General features: G+C 58.4%; 9 protein-coding genes. 6 read left to right on the top strand and 3 right to left on the bottom strand.

Translation table 11 applies throughout. From position 1 onward, the window contains the following. Positions 1-14 precede the first annotated feature (14 nt). Both A3850_RS07475 and A3850_RS07470 read left to right on the top strand, forming a co-directional pair. Positions 15-1,421 (top strand): MBL fold metallo-hydrolase, encoded by a 1,407-nt coding sequence (locus A3850_RS07475; RefSeq protein ID WP_068215241.1) that lies wholly within the window; start codon positions 15-17, stop codon positions 1,419-1,421. 340 nt (positions 1,422-1,761) lie between these two features. Further along, entirely contained in the window at positions 1,762-2,817 is a 1,056-nt protein-coding gene (locus A3850_RS07470; protein WP_068215240.1) for a hypothetical protein, read from the top strand. 461 nt (positions 2,818-3,278) lie between these two features. On the opposite strand, the gene pckA is transcribed toward A3850_RS07470, so the two are convergent. Further along, a complete protein-coding gene (pckA, locus tag A3850_RS07465; RefSeq protein WP_082921677.1) occupies positions 3,279-4,838 on the bottom strand; it encodes a phosphoenolpyruvate carboxykinase (ATP) in 1,560 nt (519 codons plus the stop codon). Between the two features lie 368 nt (positions 4,839-5,206). Here pckA and hflX point away from each other — a divergent pair, with 368 nt between their 5' ends. Continuing rightward, positions 5,207-6,418: a GTPase HflX gene (gene hflX / locus A3850_RS07460; protein ID WP_068215238.1), complete on the top strand. Its 1,212-nt coding sequence runs from the start codon at positions 5,207-5,209 to the stop codon at positions 6,416-6,418. Between the two features lie 118 nt (positions 6,419-6,536). Here hflX and A3850_RS07455 read toward each other — a convergent pair whose 3' ends face one another. Then, entirely contained in the window at positions 6,537-7,736 is a 1,200-nt protein-coding gene (locus tag A3850_RS07455) for an acetyl-CoA carboxylase biotin carboxylase subunit family protein (protein ID WP_068215237.1), read from the bottom strand. A gap of 246 nt (positions 7,737-7,982) precedes the next feature. Between A3850_RS07455 and A3850_RS07450 the strand changes: the two genes are divergently transcribed. Continuing rightward, complete coding sequence (locus A3850_RS07450; protein WP_068215236.1) at positions 7,983-8,537, top strand: thioredoxin family protein; 555 nt, start codon at positions 7,983-7,985, stop codon at positions 8,535-8,537. Positions 8,538-8,822: 285 nt separating this feature from the next. On the opposite strand, the gene ribA is transcribed toward A3850_RS07450, so the two are convergent. Beyond that, positions 8,823-9,458, bottom strand: coding sequence for a GTP cyclohydrolase II (gene ribA / locus A3850_RS07445; RefSeq protein ID WP_068215235.1), 636 nt, complete (start codon positions 9,456-9,458; stop codon positions 8,823-8,825). A gap of 84 nt (positions 9,459-9,542) precedes the next feature. On the opposite strand from ribA, the gene A3850_RS07440 reads away from it, so the two are divergent. After that, positions 9,543-10,076: a DUF192 domain-containing protein gene (locus A3850_RS07440; RefSeq protein ID WP_068215234.1), complete on the top strand. Its 534-nt coding sequence runs from the start codon at positions 9,543-9,545 to the stop codon at positions 10,074-10,076. A gap of 100 nt (positions 10,077-10,176) precedes the next feature. After that, entirely contained in the window at positions 10,177-24,654 is a 14,478-nt protein-coding gene (locus A3850_RS07435; protein WP_157500975.1) for an SdrD B-like domain-containing protein, read from the top strand. Positions 24,655-24,779: the final 125 nt, after the last annotated feature.

Raw genomic sequence — 24,779 nt, 5'->3', positions numbered from 1 at the left:
CTATCTTAAGCCCCATGCAAATCAAATTCTGCGGCGCCGCCCGGGAAGTCACCGGCTCGGCCCACCTGATCACCCTCGATAGTGGGTATACGATATTACTGGATTGTGGCCTGTACCAAGGGTATAACGACTCGATGAAAGGCTTCAACGAAAACTGGGCCTTCCAGCCGGCCAACGTCGACTGCGTCATCCTCAGCCACGCCCACATCGACCACACCGGGCGCATCCCGAAGTTGGTAAAGGACGGTTATTCCGGTCCCATTTACGCCACCCACGCTACCCGCGCCCTGTGTACGCTGTTGCTGACGGATTCAGCCTTCATCCAGGAAAAGGACGCCGAATACTACAATAAACGCCAACAGAAAAAGGGGAGCAAAAAACGCCGCGAACCGCTGTACACCCGGCCCGATGTGAAGCCCGCCCTCGATAAATTCGTCGGCCTACCCTACGAACGTTGGCAGACCCTGACGCCGGGCGTAGAGATGCTCTACCGCGATGCCGGCCATATTTTGGGGAGCGCGAGCGTGACCATTCGGGTGACGAAAAAGGACGGCAGCAAAGAAACCATCGGATTTAGCGGTGATATCGGCCGGCCCAACCGGCCCATCCTGCGCGACCCGCAGCCGATGCCCGAATGTGATTACCTCCTGTGTGAATCCACCTACGGCGACCGCCTGCACGAACTGCCGCCAAACGAGATCGAACGCTTCCTGAGCATCATCAAGAAGACCTGCGTGGAGCAAAAGGGCAAACTGCTCATCCCCGCCTTCAGCGTCGGCCGTACCCAGGAGATCGTGTACATGCTCGACCAATTGGAGACCGCCGGCAAACTGCCCAAGGTGCCCGTATTCGTGGATAGCCCACTGGCCGTGAACGCTACGACCGTCTTCGGTGCCCACCCCGAATGTTACGATTCCGACCTCCACGAATACCTGCTGACGGACGATAACCCCTTCGGTTTTAATGAATTAAATTACATTAAGGACGTCCGCGAATCCAAGGCCCTCAACAACCTGAAGGGGCCGGCTATCATCATATCCGCTTCTGGCATGATGAATGCGGGCCGCAGTAAGCACCACCTCCGCAACACGATGGGCAGCCCGAAGAATACCATCTTCATCGTGGGCTATTGTGCGCCAAGCACTCCGGGTGGCAAGCTCCGCGAGGGTGCCGATGGCCTCAAGTTGTTCGGTGATTACCACCAGTTGCGCGCGAGCGTCGTGATCATGGATTCCTTCTCCGCCCACGGCGACCAGCGGGAGATGCTGGACTTTCTGGGGAACCAGAAGAAGCGGTGTAAAAAGATCTTCCTCGTCCACGGCACCCTGGACCGGATGGAAGCTTTTGGGGAGAAGATCCTGGAGGATGGCCACCGGGGTTGGCACGCGCCGGAGCTGAATGAGGTGGTGGAACTTGGGTGATTGGGGTGTCTCCGGCGGTTCATCTGGCGTGATAAATTTTGCTTCGCAGTACTTCGTGCACGCAGGAGAGGTAGAGGTTGGAGAGATGGAGAGGCCTGCGGCGCTGCAAGACTGCCCGTCCCGAAGGGCCGGCCTACGTAGCGATGGCACACCGTCAGGTGGCCCATTCTACTGTGTGCGGCGGGCCTTCGGCGGTTCATCTGGCGAGATAAATTTCGCAGGAGCGGGAGAGGTTGGGGAGCAGGAGAGGCCTGCGGCGCCGCAAGACTGCCCGTCCCGAAGGGCCGGCCTACGTAGCGATGGCACACCGCCAGGTGGCCCATTCTACTTTGTGCGATGGATGTCCTTTTTAACGGTTCCGGACCTCCGGTCCGGATATATTAATTATCAAGCTCAGAACCCTCAAGCCCCCCTTCCAAAGTCTAAAATCCAACGTTTAAAATCCCTCTCCCTCCTAATCCTCATCATAGCCCTAAGCAGCTGTTCACCAGACCAGACTCACCCTCCACTACAAACCACCTATTACCACTGGGAAACCACCCTCGCGCCAAGCGCAACCCAACGCCAACTCCTCGCGGGCACCGACCGGCTCTACGTCAAAGCATTCGACGTTGTTTGGGAGGGCAACGCGGCCGCCCCGACCGCCGAGATCGAGTTAGTGGATACTGCCGGATTGCCCGCGCTGATTCCCGTCATCTTCATTACCAATGAGGTGATGCGGCGCATGCCCCAGGCAGAAATTCCCGGCCTGGCCAACGATTTAGTGGCCTACGCCGAAGACCTGCTCCCCGCCGGTTTTGACGAGCTCCAAATAGATTGCGACTGGACGGCGCTGACGCAGGTGCCCTACTTCGAATTGCTAGACGCCATAAAAAAGGCCCGGACCGGACGCCAGCTGACGTGCACCATCCGCCTACATCAGTACCGGGACCGCGACCGACAGGGCATCCCTCCCGTAGACAGAGGGACGCTCATGGCCTACAACGTAGGCGACTTGGACAACTGGGAGATGGACAATTCCATTTACGATCCCGTTCTGGTGAAGGGCTACCTCGCCGGCCAGCCCCCCTACCCCCTTCCGCTGGATCTGGCCGTAGCCGTCTACGACTGGGCTGCCGTCTACCGCCGGGGGGAACTGACGCTGCTCATCAACGAACCGGACCTGGAAGGATTAGGCGATTCGACGCGTTTCACGGCACTCTCCCCCAACCGCTACCGGGCGGATACGACGACCTACCTCAACGGGCAACTCCTTTACCCGGGAGACCTCCTCCGTTATGAGGTTGCATCACCGGATTCCGTAAACGTTCGCAGTGCTCAGTTGCGCGAGTGGACGGGGAGTTTTCCGGGGCAGCGGCTGGTGGTTTATCGGGTGGGGAGTCGGCTTTGGAACTAGATTTTAGACGTTAGATTTTCGATTTTAGAACGTGGGAATTGAGAAATCTACCTTGGTTCTAGCGCTCACTTACGGTTTAGGATCGGGACCGGAGGTCACAAACCGGCGTAGACCTCTAGTTCTCTTATGCTCTATTTCTCCTGCGAACAAATGCAACGTCAGCAACCGCCGGAGGCCTCCCCAACCTCCCCCACTCCTGCGAAAGTAGAATGAGCCACCTGACGGTGTGCCATCGCTACGCAAGCCGGCCCTGCGGGACGGGCAGTTAAAAGCCTCCTCAGTGTCTCCATTTATAATGGCGTCTAATTACGGTTTGGAATCGGGACCGGAGGTCCCAAACCGCCGGAGGCCTCTGGTTCTCTTATGTTCTATTTCTCCTGCGAACAAATGCCACGCAAGCAACCGCCGGAGGCCTCCCCAACCTCCCCTATTCCTGCGAAATAAAGCTGCGGGTACGTGACCTACCGAGGCCCCGCCCCCACCACTCCCGCTCCAGCCTCCGCCGCAAAGGGTTCAAAATTTTTCCGGAACCGCTCCGCCAAATCCTTTGCTCTCGCATCGTACTCGGCTTCGTTGCGCCAGGTATCCCGGGGGTTCAGGATGGCGTTCGGCACGTCCGGGCAGGAGCGGGGGATGCGGAGGCCGAAGAAGGGGTCTTCGAAGTATTCCACTTTATTTAATTCTCCCGTCAGGGCGGCCTTGATCATGGAACGGGTGAAGCTCAGTTCGATGCGGGAGCCGGTGCCGTATTCGCCGCCCGTCCAGCCGGTGTTGACGAGCCAGACGTTGATCTCCCCGTTTTCGCCATTCGCGCTTTCGGCCATCTTATCACCCAGCATCTTCGCGTAGTGGGCGGGGTGCAATGGGATGAAGGGCGCCCCAAAACAGGCACTGAACGTCACCTGCGGCTCGGTGATGCCGGCTTCGGTGCCAGCGATCTTGGCCGTGTAGCCGCTGATGAAGTGGTACATCGCCTGCTCCGTCGTCAGTTTGGAGATGGGGGGCAGGACGCCGAAGGCATCGCACGTCAGGAAGAAGATGTTCTTCGGCAGATCCCCCCGGCTATTGTACATGATGTTATCGATGTGGTAGATCGGATAACTCACGCGGGTGTTCTGGGTGATGCTGGCGTCCTCATAATCCGGGGTGTAGCCGTCGGATTGGTACTTAATGTTTTCCAGCAGCGCCCCGAATTTGATGGCCTGGTAGATCTGCGGTTCCTTGCTTTCGCTCAGGTCGATCACCTTGGCGTAACAGCCGCCTTCGAGGTTGAAGATGTTGGCGGCGCTCCAGCCATGCTCGTCGTCACCGATCAGCCGGCGGTCGGGGTCGTTGCTGAGGGTGGTTTTCCCCGTTCCGGAGAGGCCGAAGAAGAGGGCCGTGTCGCCCTTCGTACCCACGTTGGCAGAGCAGTGCATGCTCAGCACGTCGCGCTGGGTGGGGAGCACGTAGTTGAGGACGCTGAAGATGCCCTTTTTGATCTCGCCGGTGTAGGCCGTCCCACCAATGATGATCGTCTTCTTGGTGAAGTTGATCATGCTAAAATTGTCCTGCCGCGTTCCGTGTTTGGCGGGGTCCGCCTTGATGCCGGGGAAGGCGTAGATGGTCCACTCATCACTTGCCAGGTTGTTGATGGCTTCGCCGTCGGGCCGCAGGAACATGTTGTAGGCGAACATATTTTGCCAGGGGTATTCGGTGTACACCCGGATGTTGATCCGGTATTTCCGGCTGGCGCAGGCGTAGGCGTCGCGCACGTAAACCTCCGGCAGGAAGTCCATGTATTCCAGCATATTTTGTTCCAGGTCATCAAACGCAGCCGCGGAGATGGGGATGTTGATGTTCCCCCAATCCACGGTATCGCGGGTAATGTCGTCCTCAACGATGTAGCGGTCCTTGGGTGAGCGGCCGGTATATTTTCCGGTGTTGACGACGAGCGCCCCGGTGTCGGAGAGCTGGCCCTGTCCGTTGCGGATGGTGGCCTCGACGAGGGCCGCAACGGGTAGGTTTTCTTTCAAATGCATGGTATCGACTTTAATTTGGTGTGGTTAGTCAGCGGTATAAATAAGGGCGCCCCGACTGAGTGCGGGACTAACTTCGTGTCGCTGCCGCAGGTGCGACGTAAGGATGAAGGAGCAAAGCTGGGGGACGCCAAACGTCCCCGCCCCAGGTAGCCCATTAATGATCGGGCTGCAATATAGTTGTCAGGGCAAGTACCGCCGCAACTTCTGGTCCCTTCTCCCCCATTACCTGGCACCTGCGGCAGCGCCCGCTTCAAGATTTTAGATTTTGGACTTTAGATTTTAGACCTTCACGACTCTAAAATCTAACGTCTAACCTCTAAAATCTGAAGAAAGAAACATCCCTTCCCCCCACCCGTTTACACCCTTATATGGCACAAGAATGGAACGTCGGCCAAAAGAAGACCGGCCTCAAGAAAAAGACGGAGTACGCCGTCATCGTCGGCCTCATTACGCGGCGGCAGACGGAAGAACAGGTACAGGAATACCTCGATGAATTGGAGTTCCTGGCCCTGACCGCCGGCGCCGTCACCAAGGCCCGCTACACCCAAAAACTGGACTCGCCCGATAACAAAACCTTCATCGGCAAGGGTAAGGTCGAGGAGATCAAGGAGTACATCGATAAGCACGAAGAGATCACGATGGTGATCTTTGACGACGACCTGAGCGGCAAACAAACCGGGGTGCTGGAAGAACGGCTGAAGGTGAAGATCATCGACCGGTCCAGCCTGATCCTGGACATATTCGCCAGCCGCGCCCAAACCGCCCAGGCCAAAACCCAGGTGGAACTCGCCCAAATGCAGTACATGCTCCCCCGCCTCCGGGGCCTCTGGACGCACCTTGAGCGCCAGCGCGGTGGTATCGGCATGCGCGGACCGGGCGAAACCGAGATCGAAACCGACCGCCGGATCATCCGCGACAAGATCTCCAAACTAAAAAAGGACCTCGAAAAGATCGACCGCCAGGCCGAAACCCGCCGTAAGGGCCGCGACGCAATGGTCCGCGTAGCCCTGGTGGGGTACACCAACGTCGGGAAGTCCACCCTGATGAATTTGCTAACGAAAAGCGACGTTTTCGCCGAAGACAAACTCTTTGCCACCCTCGATACGACGGTGAGAAAGGTCGCCTACGAAGGCGTACCCTTCCTGCTGACGGATACGGTCGGTTTCATCCGCAAACTCCCCCACAACCTGGTGGAAAGCTTCAAATCTACGCTGGATGAGGTACGGGAATCCGACATCCTCCTCCACGTAGTGGACGTCGCCCACCCGGCCCACGGCGACCAGATCCGCACCGTCCAAACCCTGCTGGATGAACTCGGCGTAAAGGAAAAACCAACCCTGCTCGTCTTCAATAAAATTGATCTCTTCCGCGAACGCAATTTCGACATGTACCTCGACGACGAGGGCAAAGAAGAAGTGGAAAACGACCTCCGCAAAGGCCTCGAAGCGGAATTTGGCAACGAAGCCATGCTCGTCTCCGCCCACACGCGCGAAAACGTTGATGCGTTACGGCAGCGGATTACGGAAATGGTGAAGGGGGAGTATCAGGCTACTTATCCTTACATTGCTAAGCATTGGTAGGAGGTTGGGGATAGCCCCGACCTCCGGTCGGGGTAGGGTAAGATCGGTTCACACTACCCACCAGCTCAAAGGTTACTTGACCAAAAAACCCGACCGGAGGTCGGGTCTCCAATCCAAACTAATGAGTCGATTTAGGTGGCGCCGGCGCCGAAGCATGGTAATCCCGCCCAATGATCCCCGCGTACTTATCGAGTAGTTCCAGCACTCGCCCTTCGCTTTCCGACTGGACGATCACCCCAACGTGCTGGGCTTTATCCATTTTCCAGACGATCTCCGGGTCGTTGAAGGGGGACATATCCGGCCGTTCGAAGCGAGAGAGGCTGACGATGATGCCGGCCTGGTCGAAGCGACGCTGCGGTGGGGTGTAGGTTTGCCCGTGGGCCATGGCGGTTTCCAACTTCGCCCATTCACTCCAGAGGCTGATGCCGGTGGCGGCTTCCACCATTTCGGCGACGTGGGCACCCCCGACGCGGCTGGCCGTTTCGAGGAAGACGAATTTGCCGTCGGGCAGGCGGATCCACTCCGTGTGGGATGCGCTGAACTTCATGTTGAAGGCGTGCATCACGTCCGCCGTCATCGCCCGTAGCATCGTGGCGTCGACGTGATCGTAGGGGACGGCTACGGAACGGAAGATCCCCCCGCCGTGGGCCACGTCGAAGGGTGTATCGAGGTAGCGGCTGACCTGGCAGAAGACCAATTCCCCATCGTTACTGATGCTGTCGACGTGGTAGACGTCGCCCGGCCGGAATTGCTCCACCAGATAGGTATGCCGCTTATCGCCGAGGGCGTGGACGGCCTGCCACAGTTCCTCCGCCGAATGGATTTTTTGGATACCCGTCGCGCTGGCTTCCCCGCGGGGCTTGATCAGGCAGGGGTACTCGATCCGGTTAGCAAAATCGGCCAGTTTCTGGTTGTTGAATAAGTCCGTGAAAGCGGGGACGGGGACGCCTTCGGACTGTGCCCGGACGCGCATCGCCAGTTTATCCCGGAAGAAGCGGGCCGTCGTTTGCCCCATGCCGGGGATGCGGAATTCCTCCCGTAAGTAGGCAGCCTTTTCCACGTCAAAATCATCGAGGGCGACGATGCGGTCGATCTGCCGGTCCTGCATAAACCAGGCGAAGCCTTTGGCCAGGTTTCCCAGCGCCGTCGGGTCGTTAGAGTCCGTATCCATGAAGAACATCTCGTCGATGTGGTCCTTCGGCCAGCCGGCGTGTTCCAGCTTTTTCATGGTCAGCAGGTAGACGGTATTGCCGGCTTCTTTGCAGGAGCGGAGGAAGGCGGAACCCTTGTAGTAGCAGGAGATGCAGAAGAAGGTCATATTTAGTCTGTAGTCTTTAGTCTATAGTATGGAGTCTCTCGGTCCCAAGCTACGGACTATAGACTACAGACTATAGACTTTGCTCAACTTCGAGCCAAACCAAGTCTCCATCAGGGAATTTTCCCGTCCCACCAGAATCAGGTACCGCGGACTATAGACTATAGACTATAGACTTTGCCCGACTTCAAGTAAAACCATGTTTTCTCCAAGGCGTTCTCCCGTCACAACCCAACAAAGAACCTACCCATGGCCCTTACCGAATCCACCATGCTCCCCATCGGCACCGAAGCGCCGGACTTTACCATTCACGATACCGTCTCCCACGCACCGCGGACGCTGAGTGATTTGGTGGGTGACAAAGGAACCTTGATCTACTTCATTTGCAACCACTGCCCCTACGTGATTCATACGGTGGACGAATTGGTCCGAATCGCCAACGACTACCTGGGAAAGGACGTGGCCACCTTCGCCATCAGCTCCAACAACGTGGAGAAATACCCGCTGGACAGCCCGGAAAACATGACGGCATTTGCGGAACGGTTCAACTTCACCTTCCCCTATCTCTACGATGAGGACCAGTCCGTCGCCCGCGCCTACGACGCCGCCTGCACCCCGGATATCTACCTCTTCGACGGCGACCAAAAACTCTACTACCGCGGCCGCCTCGACGGTAACCGCCCCAATTCCGGCACCGAACCCGATGGCGCCGAATTACGCGCCGCCCTCGACGATCTGCTCGCCGGCAAACCGGCACCCGAAAAACAATACCCGAGCGCGGGTTGTGGCATCAAATGGAAATAACAAGTCAGCCTCGTCGGACGAATCCCGCGTAGCGGTTCGTCCGACGAGTAAAATGAAATCCCGCGTAGCAGTTAGTCCAACGAGTAAAATGAAAGGTAGCCTCGTCAGACGAATCCCGCGCAGCGGTTCGTCCGACGAGTAAAATGAGGTGCGACTAACACTCGGACTAGTGAGTTGAGTAGATCAACTGCAACTAAATCGAAGCATGTTTCTCCAACCATCAACTCGTCAGACGAAAATTTGCGGAGCTACGCTTGGCAAATTAATTCGTCGGACGAGCTAGACCTACCGCGTCAAAAAGTGCCCCATCAACAACTCCTTAGTCCGCAGATACCCGGTATTCTCAGCGCTAGGATCCACAATGATGGGTAAGCGGCGCACCACTTCCACCGGCCCACCGGCCATGGCTTCCATCTTTTCGGGGTTGTTCGTCAGTAATTGAATGCGGCGGATACCGAGATCCTGCAAAATACCCTGGGCCACCTCATAGTGGCGCGCGTCGATCTCAAAACCGAGGTGGATATTGGCGTCGATTGTGTCGAGGCCAGTGTCCTGCAATTGGTAGGCCTTCAACTTGTTGATGATACCAATCCCCCGGCCTTCCTGGCGGAGGTAAACGACGGCTCCTTTCCCGGCGGCGGCGATGCGTAATGCCCGGCTCAGTTGCTCGCCACAGTCACAGCGTTTGCTGGCGAAGAGGTCCCCGGTGATACACTCCGAATGGACGCGGACGATCACCTCACTATCCGGGTTCATTTCCGGGTGGACGAGGGCCAGGTGCGGGGCGTAATCTCCCGGGTCCGCCGAATAAGCGATCATTCGGAACTCCCCGTAGGGCGTAGGGATGAGGGCTTCGGCCCTCCGGGTGGCGGCGCCGGCGGAATCCGCGGGTAAAGAAATGGGTTGGCCTTCCTGGACCATAGGGGGCTTGCTGGTTTGCAAGGGAACGCCCCAGTGCCGCCGGGGTTGTGGCCGGCCCTATATTTGCCTAAAATCTGCTGCGCCTTGGCCACCAATCACTACACCCCGAAAAAGAAGCCCGCCCGTAAGTCAAAGACCAACTGGAGCAAGATCTTCATCGTCGGTCTCCTCGGCCTGGCCTTACTGGCGTTCATCCTCCAGGCCATTCCTACGGGTAACCGGGGCGGGGCTTCTGAACCTAAATTCATTGATATGGGAGACCTCACTATCCTTAAGGCCGACGGCACCGAAGTAGCCACCGTCGACATCGAGATCGCCAGCACCCCCGAGCAACAACAGCGCGGCCTGATGTGGCGCACCAGCATGGAGGAAGACCAGGGGATGCTCTTTCTGATGGATAGCCTGCAACCCCAGTCGTTCTGGATGTTAAATACTTACATCCCGCTGGACATCATTTACCTCGACGACCAAAAACGTATCGTCAGTATCGCGGAGAACACCACCCCGAAGAGTTTGGACCCCGTCCCGAGCATCGAGCCCGCCCTTTATGTCCTGGAAGTGAACGGCGGCTACGCCAAACGCAAGGGGTTGGAAGTGGGCGATCGCATGGAGTGGTGAGCCGCCGGAGAACCGCATTTGCCTTGGTGACATATAAGGATGCCGTTTTGGTATCTTTAAGCCTCCCGACGATCCCCGGCGTTTGCGTAATCTCACTGGCATGAAGGTACTTGACACTTTTTCACGAGGCCTATTTCTTTTTCTTTTCACCATCGTTTCTACGGCTACTATTGTAGCTCAGGATAGCGACATGGATGGTATCAGCGATGCGGCCGAGTGTGCGGGGACGACCTCCACGCTCTCCATGGACGGCAACTTCGCGGGAGCTACGGCCACCAACGTAAATGCTGGTTTAAACCTGACACGGACCGTGGGGGAAGGCCCTTCCGTAGGAGGGACTTTCAACAACCCCGTTTCCACCACCATTACCTTCGATCAGCAGGGCAACGACGTTTCGTCTGGAGATTGTGACTTCACCATTAGCTCCAACGGCAGGTTTGATGATGGTCTGCAGGTAGAGGTCGATGGAACAGTCATCCTGCAATTCAACTTCTTTCACTGGGGGTCCCAACCTGCCTTCCGGGGCACGGGTAAATTCAATACCAACTCCAACGGCGGCACCTGGACGCCCTGGACTAACGAGGGCAACCCGGTGCTCAACGTCCGTCAGGATGGCACAATTGAGTTACTCGTGGACACCCGGGGCGGCGGCCGCGAAAATGCCCTCGACGATATGCGCACCAGTGGTACGGGCAACAATGACTGGATTCTGAATCCCGCTCCACTCACTGCCGCCGATTGTAGCGATGGGATCGACGTCGTCGTGCGCCAGTCCAACCAGAATGGCCCCGGCCGGCGGCCCGGCGTCACCATCGCCGCATCCATCGACGTTTGTACGGATACTGACGGCGATGGCACAAATGACGCTGATGATCCTTGCTTCCCTGGCCCCCAGGCCGTCCTCGAATCTTCCGCCGGCGAAACGGAGTGTTTGGCGCAGGATGGCGCGGCTACCCTGCGCGTCGATAATAGTCGGCCCGGCGAAACTTACTCGCTTGTTCTCACCAACAACAGCACGGGAGAGGTGACCACCGCAACGGCAACTGGCAACCCTCCCCGTTTCGTCCTACCCGGCCTTCAGGCGGGCAACTACTCCGCGGAGGTCACTAATTCCTCCGGCGTTTGCACCGTGGAGGACCTCGACTTCACCATTGGTGGGGATCTCATCAATCCGGGCAGCATTAGCACCTCGCCAGCTCTTTGGTTGCGCGCCGATGTCGGTGTCAATGCAGGAGGGGCCTTGCCGCAGGTGCAGCGTTGGATGGACCAGTCCCCCTCCAGTAATGACGCTATCTCCGATGGTTCGGACGTCGCCTTCGTAACGACGGGTGACGGCATGAACTTCAACCCCTCCGTCGCTTTTGATCCCACGCTGGACCCGGACGGCCGCCTCTTCGGCGATGACCCACTCGGCTTCACGGATGCCTCCGGCAATATGACGGACTTCACCTTCTTCATCGTCCCTCGCATCACGGATGAGGAAGGCGGCAACTGTGGCGACGACGTCTTCAACTTCTTCGATAACGAGAACCTCTTCGAGGTGGAAAACTTCGTCCCGAAGGATGGCTGTGAATCCTTCGTCAACAACTTCACCTACGGCATCTTCAACGGTGGGGAAAGCGCCCTGCTCAATACCGAGAACCGCACCTCCAACATTATCGGTCTGGACTACGCTCAGCCCGGCGGCAGCGGCAATTTCAATACCTACGGCCGGGGGGTCTCTACGAGCGTAACCCAAATCAATAACTACCGCAATCCGGTCACCGGGCCGAACAACCCTTATTCCCTGGGCCAGGCCCTTTTCAACCGGACGGCTTCCGACCAGGTCGCTCCGGTAGAAGTAGGTGAAGTGATCGCCTTCCCTGGCGTGCTCAGCCAGACGGAGCGGGAGATCGTCAACTCCTACCTGGCCATTAAATACGGTATTAACCTGGACCACAATTACCTCGACGGGGAAGGGAATGTCGTCTGGGACCGCGATGGTAACCGGGGTCCTTTCTCTAATGCCGTCTTTGGTCTGGGCCGGAACGATTGTGGCAACTTCGAGCAGCGCCAGTCCCGCTCTGCTCTAGGTAACGCCGAACTTACCATCGGTAATGGGGAGATTGCGGGCAGCAACGCCGACAACCCCAACCAGGCGGCGGCCGACATGAGTTACCTCGTCGTCGGTAGCAACGGAGAGCGCCCCGGCTTCGGCGGCCGCGGCGGTAACGCGGATTGGCGCAACCGGAACGCCCGCGTCTACAAAGTGTCCGAATTCGTTGGTGGCACTCCGGGAGATGCTTACCAGGATCTCGACCTCCGTTTCTCCCGCGTCGCTGGTGTACTCCCTGACGGGCCCGCCGGCACCTTCGCCCTACTGATTGATCGGGATGGTGACGGCGACTTCTCCAACGCCGAAACCATCGACAACGCCACTTTCGATACCGATGGCAACCTCCTTTTTGAAGGGGTCGACCTGGACCACGACGATTGCTTCAGCCTCGCCCGCCCCACCTGTGAGGTGGACATCATGAGTATCATCAGCGGCTGCCAAAACGGGAACGAATTTGACTTGGAGGTCAACATCGATTACACCTACCTCTACAACTCGCCGGCCACCCCCGGTACCATCGTCGTTATCGTCGACGGGGAAGAATTCTTCAGTGATCCTCTTACGAGTACGACCGGCACCACAACCGTCACCTTCAACATTACGGGCAGTTTCATTCAGGAGGGTCTCATCGCCCGTTTTACTACCGACGACATCTGTACCGACGCGGAAATCCTTAATCTGCAGAGTTGTGACTTGGCCTGTATTGCCCAGCCGGATGCCATCACCGGCCTCGCCTACCCCGATTATAACCTCAATGGTATCCGCGACGTAGGCGAAGGTGCCCTCCCTGGCGCGACGGTCAACATCTACGACTGCGACGGCAACCTGGTGGGTACCGACGTGACCGGTTTCGACGGGACGTATGCGATCGACGGCTTGGATCCGTCCCAGAACTACCGCGTGGAATTCGTCCCCGATCCCAACACCTCCACCGTCAATACCTACGCGGATGCGGATAATCCGCTTACAACCACTGATGTCATCTTCGCAGATGCCGGCTCCTGTAACGTTAACATCGGCACCATCAACCCGGACTACTGTAAGCTGGAGGATCTCCAGTACGTCACGGCCTGTTTTACCCGGCTTAACCCGGCCCAGAACCCGAATGCCGACGTCGTTATCTCGTTCCAGGGAAGCGGTGGCGCCAACTCGAGTAACCCACTGGATTACCTGGAGCCCCGCCCCCACCCCGTCAACTTGGGCGTTGGCGAAGTCGGCCCCATCAACGGTATTGCTTTCGATCGGCGGCGCCAGCTGCTCTACATGTCTACCACCGTAAAGGCGGAAACTTCCTTCCCCGCCGGTGGCAGCATCGCGGATATCTACGTGGCCGATAATTCCACGAACGATGATACGGAAGCCTCCGTCAACTCCGCCACTAGCCTTGTAAACCTGGATACGGACTGTGGCATCAACGTGGGTACCTACCGAACGGACTTCGGCACCCCCGCCCTCAACGATGGGGTGGACGACCAGATCTTTGAAGACGTTGGTAAAGTGGGCATTGGGGATATCGACCTCAGTGGAGATGGGTCCGTCCTGTACGCTACGAACCTCTTCAACCGTACGCTCATCGTGCTGCCACTCGATGAGGGCACGGCCGTCTGCGGAAGTTCTCTGGAAGTGGCCATTCCGGAGCCCCCTTCCTGCGCTGGCAAGGGTGTCGTGCGCCCCTGGGCCATCGGCCGCCGGAGTGGATTCCCGGATATTTACGTAGGCGCAGTTTGTGACGCCAGCATCAGCAACGACATTGACGACCTGTGGGCCTTCGTCTTCCGTTTTGACCCTGCCACCAATACGTTCGACCCTACGCCCGTACTGGACTTCCCCCTCGACTACCCCCGGCAAACCAACTTTGCGCGTAGACTGGAAGCAGAGTGGTTACCCTGGGTGGACACGCGGGATGCCGCCGCGGCGCGGGCCCAGAATATTCGCTGTTGTGGCAACACCTACTTCGTCGTCCACCCCCAACCCATCCTTTCCGACATTGAATTTGATCGGGGGGATATGGTCGTTGGTTTGATGGACCGCTTTGCTAATCAGCTCAGCCAGATCCCCAGTACCAGCCCTAAGAAATTCTCCGCTGGCAACGACTTCATCCTACCCTGTGGAGACGTTCTCCGGGCTGGCTTCAACGCCAACGATACCTGGACGATTGAGGATGATGGCATGACCAATGGCGTCATCACCGGCATGCTTCCGGCCAGCCCCATCAACAAAAACTTCACCTCCCCGGATATCCTTGCCGGACCTGGAGGCGACGAATTCTACTGGCAGGATGACTACCGATTGACAGCGGACCACTACGAAACGGCGCTTGGAGCCTTTGCCCAGGTTCCCGGTCAACTTCTGGCCGTCAACGCTTGGGACCCCGTGCGGAATGCCGCCCGTGAATACGGAACCGGCGGGGTTAACTTCTTCAATAACAACAACGGTAGTTGGGTTAAAGCCTACAAACTGTACGGTGGCGTTGGCCCCACCGTGCCGGGCAACTTCGGCAAGGGTGCCGGTTTCGGCGACATCGAGCCCATCTGCCGCCTGAGCCGCATTCAGATCGGCAACTTTGTCTTTGCCGACCGCGATGAAGACGGCATTCAGGATGGTTGTGACGAACCCCTCGCGGGCGTTCCCGTAGCGCTTTTTGCACCGGATGGCACCCTGCGGGCTACAACGGTAACGAACGCTTCCGGGCAATACTATTTCTCTTCGGATTTCTACGATTCCGGCACCTGGGTCGACCCCCAGGATTCTCTCGCTGCGGGTGAGGAAGTCGTCATCGTATTCGGATACGACGCGAACGCTCCTGCGGCTAGCCCCTTCGACCCCGTCACCGAAATACTATCAATCGGCACGGAAAGCTACACCCTCACCCTGCAGAACGAGGGCACCAGCGACGGTAGTGATTCGGACGCAGGCCTTACATCGGCCGCCGGCCAACCTTGGGATGGCTACCCTTTCATCGAAACTACCCTCGGGCAGGAGCAAACCAACTTCACCTTCGATGCCGGCTTCATTCCTCAGGATGTCGACTTGGCGTTGCGGAAGGACTTTACGCCCAACGGCCAGGTTTTCGTAGGAGACCCGATCCAGTACGACATTCGGGTGATCAACCAGGGAACCAAACCCCTACGGACTGTCACCGTCTCCGACAATGCGGGTTCCGGTTTGGTCTTCGACCAGACGGCCAATCAGAACGTGCCCATCACCCGAAGTGGCGTAAATACACCGGCGGCAGCGGCAGGGACGGCGACTTGGTCCACCCCCAGCGGAGGAGCCTCCGAAATCACGGTTACCGTTCCCGGCACGCTCGGCCTGGCACCGGGGGATACGCTGTTGATTCCCATCAACTTCACCGTCGGCCGGGCCGCACTTACGGATGGCCTGCGCTACGTGAACACCGCGGAAGTCAGTGGTGCCACAGATCTGCGCGATATGGAAGTCGGCAACCAGGACATCGATTCTACTCCCGATCAGGACCCCACCAATGATGGCGGTGGCCGCCCGGGAACGGGTACGGATGGATCCATTGACGGAGATGGGTCCGGAGACCCGGAAGGTCTCAATCCCAACACGGACGAAGACGACTCCGACGTAGAAAGGCTCCCCATCATCGACGTAGCCCTGACTAAGAACGTTGAGGTTTCCAGTTTGGGGACCGACGGCCTAGCCTCCTTCGGTGAAACGATCGAATTCTTCATCACGGTAAGCAACCAGGGTACTGCCCCCGTCACGACCGTTGAGATTTTTGACAATATCCCCTGCGCCTACACCGCCGAGCTGGCAAATGGCAATTTGCTTCCCCAAAATGCGGACTGGATGGGTTCCGACGAGACGGGCGTACGCACCGTAACGAGCGGCCTCCTCCGCCCCGGTCAGTCGACCCGGGTTAGCTTATTTCTTACCCTGATCAACCCCATCAATTCGCGCCCGGGTTGTGGCGCCAGCCTCGCTGGAGATCCCTTCACTAACGTTGCCGAGATTTCCTTGCTTACGGACCAGGAAGGTAACCGCCTCGAACGCGACTTGGATTCGGACTTCGACGAAGGAGACAACCAGGAAGATGGCGGCGGCATCGTGAATGATGCTACGGATAACGTCGTCGACGGAGATGGTACCGGTACGTCTGGTAGCAATGATCCGCTTACTGACGATGATGATCAGGATGTGGCAGACGTAAACGTCATCGATGTAGCCCTACGCAAGTACCAGGATGAGACCCAGGCGGCCTCCATGACGCAGTTCAACTTTCAGGAAACCGCCAAGTTCCAGATCGCGCTGATCTCTCAGGGTAACGTCCCCGTTGATGCTTTCGACGTAGTGGATTACCTACCCATCGGTCTGGAATACAACGCGGCATTAAATGATCCTCTGGGTTGGTCTTACGACCCTGGTACGCGGCAGGCAACCCTAACCGGTGTGCCTGCTCCCGATATCAGCCTTGGTGATTCCGTGCGGGTTTGCATTTATGCGGACGTCGTCAACACCTCACTCGACCCCGCTGACTTTATCAATCGGGCGGAAATAACGCGATTTTCGATAAATCCGCAGCCCAACCCAAATCTTCCCGGTGCGCCCACCCTTGCCCCCGGCTTCCGAACACGCGATGCGGATTCCCAGCAGGATAACAACCCGGATAATGACCCCGGCGGTGAGGTTAACACACCGGATGATAACAACGTAGCGGGTCTTGGCTTGGCCGCCAATGAAGATGAAGATGATGCCGACCCCGCCCAGGTCATTATCATCCAACCCGTTACCATTGGCGATGCGGCCTTCATCGACGTAGACATGAACGACGTACAATCAGCCGCGGACCTTCCTGCCGCTGGCGTGACGGTTACCATCACCAACTCGGATGGTTCTCCCGTCACCCAGGATATTCTGGGCAATCCGTACGATGCCAGCCTCGTCACCGATATGAACGGTCAGTACGTTTTTGACAGCCTCCCACCCGGCAACTACGTGATCACTTTTGATTTTACTACCATTACCAGCGGTAATCCGGATCTATACGAACCAGTTGCCGCTGACGCAGGTGCAGAGGAGGTGGATAGCGATGCCGGCGCCAATGGCGTCACCCCACCCACCGGACCACTCACCAGTGGGGATACCGTCCTGACGGTAGATGCGGGAGTGGTGTGTAACGTCAGCGCTGATGCACTCGGTGCCGGTACTGCGGCCCCGGTCATCTGTGAAACGGAAACCTTGATGTTAGCCTCCCTCAACGCAAGCGTCCAGCCAGCTTCTCTCGGTGGGGTCTGGGCTACCCGTGGGGACGGCACCTTTAACGCGGCCGGCAATTTTGCGACTTCGGTGACCTATACCCCCGGGCCCCAGGATATCGCTAATGAAAGTGTCTGGTTGATCCTCCGCAACAACTTCCCCCCCGCCAGCTCCGGCTGTGAAGCGGACGTAGACAGCGTACTCCTAACCATTAACGACGTACCGGAAGTAGACGCAGGTGCGGACCAAACGATCTGTGCTGACCAAACCGCTTCCATCTCCGCAACGGTAAGTGGTGGGGCCACCACGGGCCAGTGGACGACCTCCGGCTCCGGTACCTTTGCCGACGCGGCGGCTACCAGCACCACCTACACGCCGAACACTGCTGACGTTGCGGCTGGTTCCGTTACGCTCACCTTTACAACTGAGGACCCCAGTGGACCCTGCCCCGCCGCAAGTGATGCACTCACCCTGACGGTGAATGAAGCCGCGGAGGTAGACGCCGGGCCCGATCAGACGGTCTGTGAAAACGATGAGGTGCAACTAGCTGGTTCGTTCGGAGGTGGCGCCACGGGCGCAAGTTGGTCCGGCGGCAGTGGCACTTACGCCCCGAACGCTCAGGATCCAACGGCCGTCTACACCCCATCTGAATCCGAAGTCATCGGAGGGTCGGTCACGCTTACGCTGAGTACCCTCGACCCCGCCGGGCCATGCCCTGGAGTGGAGGATAAGGTGACCATCACCATCAACAGCCTTCCACAAGTGGAAGCTGGTGCCCCCCAGACAATCTGTAGCGACGGCACGGCTCAATTGGGTGGTACCGTTTCCTTTACCGGAAGTGGTTCGAGCGGCGGAAGCTGGTCCACCAACGCTACGGCCGCTCAGGGCACGCTGACGGACAACGGAGACAACACGGCGTCCTTCACTCCGGCTGCCGGAGCTACGGGCGATTTCACCTTCACCTTTACGGCGGATGACCCCGATGGGGCCGGCCCCTGTGTCGGTGGCCAAACCGATGAAGTAGTGGTAACGGTGAATGACGACATCACCTCCATCGACGCCAGCGATGACCAAACAATCTGTAGCACCGGAACGGCAACGATAACGGCTACGGTCAACTTCGCTTCCGGCGCTTCTGGAGCAGATGGTGTCTGGTCCGTTGCCTCCTCTACCGCCGCTGGCACCATTAGCCAAACCGTCAACGGTTCGGCTACCTTCACCCCTGCCGAAGGAGAAACAGGCATGGTGACCTTCACCTTTACGGCAAGAGACCCTGACGGAAACGGTCCTTGTTCTGGTGGGCAGACTGTTCAAACGACCGTTACCGTCAACGACAACGTGGATGAGGTAGAGGCTGGCAACCCGCAGACCATCTGCGCGGACGAAACGGCAACCCTTTCCGGAACCGTAACACTGGGTTCCGGCGCAATGACGACCGACGGAACCTGGTCAACCACCGCGACAGCGGCTCAGGGAACGTTGACCAACGGAAGTAATGGCACGGCCACATTCACTCCGGCTGAAGGCGCGTTCGGAACCTTTGATTTTACCTTCACGGCGAATGACCCCGATGGCGCTGACCCTTGCGTCGGCGGGCAAACCGATAACGTGACCATCACCGTGAACGACGACATCACCGACGTCGAAGCAGGCGAGCCACAAAATATTTGCTCCGACGCAACGGCTACGCTATCGGGTACCGTCAACTTCGCCTCCGGAGCAACGACGACTAACGGAACTTGGTCCACTACCGCTACCGCCGCCCAGGGCACACTGAATAACGGAAGCAACGGCACCGCCACTTTCGACCCCGCCACCGGCGTCACGGGAGACTTCACCTTCACCTTTACGGCAAGGGATCCCGACGGTACCGCCGGCCCCTGCGCGGGTGGCCAGACGGACGAGGTAGTTGTTACCGTAAACGACGACATCACTGACGTTGAGGCTGGGCCAGCGCAAACGATTTGTTCCGATGGAACGGCGAATCTTTCCGGTACCGTCAACTTCGCTTCCGGGGCGATGACAATGGAAGGAACTTGGTCCACCACCGCCACGGCGGCCCAGGGCACACTGACCGATAATGGAGACGGAACCGCCACCTTCGACCCGGCGGACGGCGTCGTTGGTGACTTCACGTTCACTTTTACAGCTGCCGACCCCGATGGCGCTGGGCCCTGCGTCGGCGATCAAATGGACGACGTAATCATCACCGTAAACGATGATATCACCGACGTGGAAGCGGGTGAGGCCCAGACCATTTGTTCCGATGGAACGGCGGATCTCTCCGGCATCGTAAACTTCGCCTCCGGGGCGACGACAATGGAAGGAAGCTGGTCGACTACCGCTACGGCGGCTCAGGGAACACTGACCGACAACGGCAACGGCACGGCTACCTTCGACCCAGCCGACGGCGTCGTGGGCGACTTCACCTTCACTTTTACAGCAGACGATCCCGATGGAACCGGACCCTGTATGGGTGACCAAACGGATAACGTGGTTGTCACCGTCAACGATGACATTACCGACGTCGAAGCGGGCGAGGCTCAAACTATTTGCTCCGACGGAATGGCAAACCTATCCGGCACCGTCAACTTCGCCTCCGGGGCGACGACCATGGACGGCGTCTGGTCCACTACCGCAACCGCGGCCCAGGGAACACTGACGGACAACGGAGATGGCACGGCCACCTTTGATCCAGCTGACGGCGTAGTGGGTGATCTCTCCTTCACCTTCACGGCTGATGATCCGGATGGAGCAGGCCCCTGTGCGGGCGACCAAACGGACGGGGTGGTTATTACCATCAACGATGACATCACTGACGTAGAGGCTGGCGAACCCCAAACCATTTGTTCCGACGGAACGGCCACGTTATCCGGAACGGTCAATTTTGCCTCCGGCGCGACGACGATGGAAGGCGCCTGGTCCACTACCGCTACAGCAGCTCAGGGTACGCTCACCGATAACGGCGACGGAACGGCCACTTTCGACCCGGCGGACGGCGTAGTGGGTGATTTCACCTTCACCTTCACGGCTGACGATCCCGACGGCACCGGTCCCTGCGCGGGCGATCAAACGGATGAGGTGGTGGTCACCGTCAACGATGACATCACCGACGTGGAAGCGGGCGAGGCCCAGACCATTTGCTCCGACGGAACGGCGGACCTTTCCGGTACCGTCAACTTCGCTTCCGGAGCAACCACCATGGAGGGTACTTGGTCCACTACCACTACTCCGGCACAAGGAACCCTCACCGATAACGGCGACGGCACGGCCACCTTCGACCCAGCCGATGGAGTAGTGGGTGACCTCACCTTCACCTTCACGGCTGACGATCCCGACGGCACCGGCCCCTGCGTAGGCGATCAAACGGACGACGTAATCGTCACCGTAAACGATGATATCACCGACGTGGAAGCGGGTGAGGCCCAGACCATTTGTTCCGACGGAACGGCCACTTTATCCGGAACGGTCAACTTTGCTTCCGGGGCGACGACGATGGACGGCACTTGGTCCACCACCGCGACGGCGGCCCAGGGTACCCTAACGGACAACGGAGATGGCACGGCCACCTTCGACCCAGCCGATGGCGTAGTGGGTGATCTCACCTTCACCTTCACGGCTGACGATCCCGACGGTACCGGCCCCTGCGCAGGCGACCAAACGGATGACGTGGTAGTGACCGTCAACGACGACATCACCGACGTGGAAGCGGGCGAAGCCCAAACAATTTGTTCCGACGGAACGGCGGACTTCTCCGGTACCGTCAACTTCGCCTCCGGGGCTACGACTATGGAAGGAAGCTGGTCCACTACCGCAACGGCGGCTCAGGGAACCCTCACTGACAATGGCGACGGAACGGCCACTTTTGACCCGGCTGATGGCGTAGCGGGTGACTTCACCTTCACCTTTACGGCAGATGATCCCGACGGAACCGGCCCCTGTGTCGGAGACCAAACGGATGACGTGGTCGTCACCGTGAATGATGACATTACCGACGTGGAAGCGGGCGACCCACAGACAATTTGTTCTGACGGAACGGCGGATCTATCCGGCACCGTCAACTTTGCTTCCGGGGCAACGACGATGGAAGGTATCTGGTCCACTACCGCAACAGCAGCTCAGGGAACACTTACCGATAATGGCGACGGAACGGCCATTTTTGATCCAGCCGATGGCGTAGTGGGTGACTTCACCTTCACTTTTACGGCTGATGATCCCGATGGCACTGGCCCTTGTGTCGGTGACCAAACGGACGACGTAATCATCACCGTCAACGATGATATCACCGACGTGGAAGCGGGTGACGCACAGACCATTTGTTCCGACGGAACGGCCACTTTATCCGGAACAGTGAATTTTGCTTCCGGGGAGACGACGACGGACGGCGCTTGGTCCACCACCGCGACGGCGGCCCAGGGTACCCTGACGGACAACGGAGATGGCACGGCCACCTTCGACCCAGCCGATGGCGTAGTGGGTGATCTCACCTTCACCTTCACGGCTGACGATCCAGACGGTACCGGCCCTTGTGTTGGCGACCAAACGGACGAGGTAATCGTCACCGTAAATGATGACATAACCGACGTGGAAGCGGGCGAAGCCCAAACCATCTGTTCGGACGGAACGGCTACGGTATCCGGCACCGTCAACTTTGCCTCTGGTGCAACCACGATGGATGGCGCTTGGTCAACTACCGCCACTGCAGCGGATGGAACGCTGACTGACAACGGAGACGGGACGGCCACCTTCGACCCCGCTAACGGTGTGGTCGGTGACTTCACTTTTACTTTCACCGCTAACGATCCCGACGGCACCGGCCCCTGCGTTGGTGACCAACCTGACGAGGTAATCGTCACCGTCAACGATGACATTACCGACGTAGAAGCGGGTACTGCGCAGACGATCTGTGCCGACGCAACGGCTACCCTCTCCGGTACCGTCAACTTCGCCTCCGGTGCTACGACAATGAACGGGACCTGGTCGATCGCGACCACAACCGCTACGGGTATGCTTTCCACGACTGCCAATGGTGTAGCGACCTATACGCCGGGACCCGGAGAAACGGGTGACGTAAACTTCACCTTTACGGCGGCAGACCCCGATGATGCCGGCCCCTGTGCCGGCGGACAAACCGACCAAGTGACGGTTACCATCAACAACAGTGTGGTTTCCGTGAATGCGGGGATGGACCAAACGATCTGTCCAGAAGACCTGGTTTCCCTTTCTGGTTCCGTAAACCTATTTGATGGGACGAGCACTACGGCTGGTGAATGGTCCACCAGCGGAACGGGAACTCTCACTAATGGAAGTGATGGGACGGCCACCTACCAACCGACGGCAGTAGAGATGGGTACGCTGACCTTCACCTTCACCGCGGATGATTCCGACGGTGCCGGCCCCTGTGTGGGTGGGCAGACGGACGAAGTTATCGTCACCATCCGGACGAGCCCAGTCGTGACGGTGGCGGACCAAGAGGTTTGTGCGGAGTCGACCACCACGTTTACGGCGGTGGCCACGGCGAGCGAGGGCGGCACCCTTAGTTACCAATGGCAGGATAATGGTTCCGGCACCTTTGAGGACATTTTCAACGAGACGAACGCTACGCTAGTCATCAGTACCACGCCCCTGAGTTTTGACGGCCGTCAGTACCGTGTGGTCGTAACGGAAACGACCAATGGCTTGGGCTGCCCAGTGGAAGGCACGGCGATGCTGATGGTCAATCCATTACCCGGATGTCTTGTTACCGGGCCCGTAGTCGTGGGTACGAATCAGCAGGACGTCGAGTATAGCGCTCCGGCTGGATTGGACTACGCCTGGAGCATTTCTCCCGGCGTGGGCGCCAGCATTGACGGCCCCACGGACCAACAAACCCTAACCGTAGACTTTGGTACCGAAGATGTAACCATCTTCCTGACGGTGACGGACGCCAATGGGTGTTCGCGGAGTTGCCAGCTCAATACGGGCGTTGCATCTCTTTCTATCGGCAGTACGGTTTTTGAAGACCTGAATAACAACGGTATTCAGGATGCGGGTGAACCGGGCATCCCCGGCGTTGAGGTCCAGCTATTTGATGCCAACGGCAACCAGTTCAATACTGGCCCCGACGGCGCGCTGAATACGGGCGACGAACAAGATCCCACCCCAGTCCTGACCGATGCGGACGGCTTCTACTTCTTCGGCAACCTGTTCCCCGGTGATTACGTAGTGACCATTCCCGTCGACAACTTCACGACTGGCCGCGCGCTGGATACCATCAACGTGTCTTCCAATAACCTAACCTCCGGGTTCGTAGAATTGGACCCGGACGCCGGTGACGTGGATGGTGACGACAATGGCCTCCAACCCGGCGGGCTGGCGACCGAAACCCGGAGCCTCCCCGTCACCCTAAGCGTTGACGGCGAACCGACCGCCGCCACTACGGAAACCGGTACCGGCTCCGCCCAGGACGATGGGCCCGACGACGCCAGCGGCAACATGACCGTTGACTTCGGCTTCTTCGCTCCCGTAGTGGAGGTGGGTGACTTTGTCTTCGTTGACGTAGACGGTGACGGGCAGCAGGGCAGCACCGAACCCGGCCTTACCGGTGTTACGGTTACCCTGTTTAACGGAGATGGTACTCCCGTTGAATTCCAGTCCGATGGCACCAACCCCTACCCGAACGTCGTGATGACGGACGCGGATGGCCGGTACTCCTTCCCCAGCCTCCCTCCGGGTGATTACTACGTGACCTTCGACCTCAGCACGGCGGATAATGCGGACCTGTACACCTACACCAACCCCAACTTCGGGAATGACGCTACGGACAGCGATGCCGTCAGCCAGGATGGGGTCAATGCTCAATCCGGCACGACCGATTTCCTACAATCCGGGGAGGCGGACCTCACGCTGGACGCTGGCGTAATTTGTAACCTGGCAGTTACCGTAGCGGAGCCTTCCACGATCTGTGGTACGCAACCGATTGACCTCAGCCAGGGTGCGAGTCTGCAGCCGGCTAGCCTGGGTGGATTCTGGACGACCAACGGTGACGGCCGGTTCCTCGATGCGAATGGGCAAGTACTTACGGCACCGTTCATCTTCGGCGACGCAGTTACCTACCGGCCCGGCCGGGGGGATGCGGCGCGGGGCTCGGTGACCTTTACGTTGTCCACTAACGACCCGGGGCAGTTGCCAGTTCCCAGTGTTTGTGAACCCGTTAGTGCTTCGGTTACCATTCAGGTACTGCGGGTTGATTGTGGCCAGTTCTTTTGGGATGGGCAGTAGAATCTCAACTTGGACTTTAGATTTTAGACACGGCACAGTCTAAGATCTAACGTCTAAACTCTTACATTCCAACTTCCCTCGCACCTGCGGCAGCGCCCATCTGAGACGTTAGACTTTAGATTTTA

This window comes from Lewinella sp. 4G2 (genome assembly GCF_001625015.1).
Classification (GTDB): domain Bacteria; phylum Bacteroidota; class Bacteroidia; order Chitinophagales; family Saprospiraceae; genus Neolewinella.
Note: the sequence above shows the minus strand (reverse complement) of the source record. Positions and strands in the feature narration are given on the sequence as shown.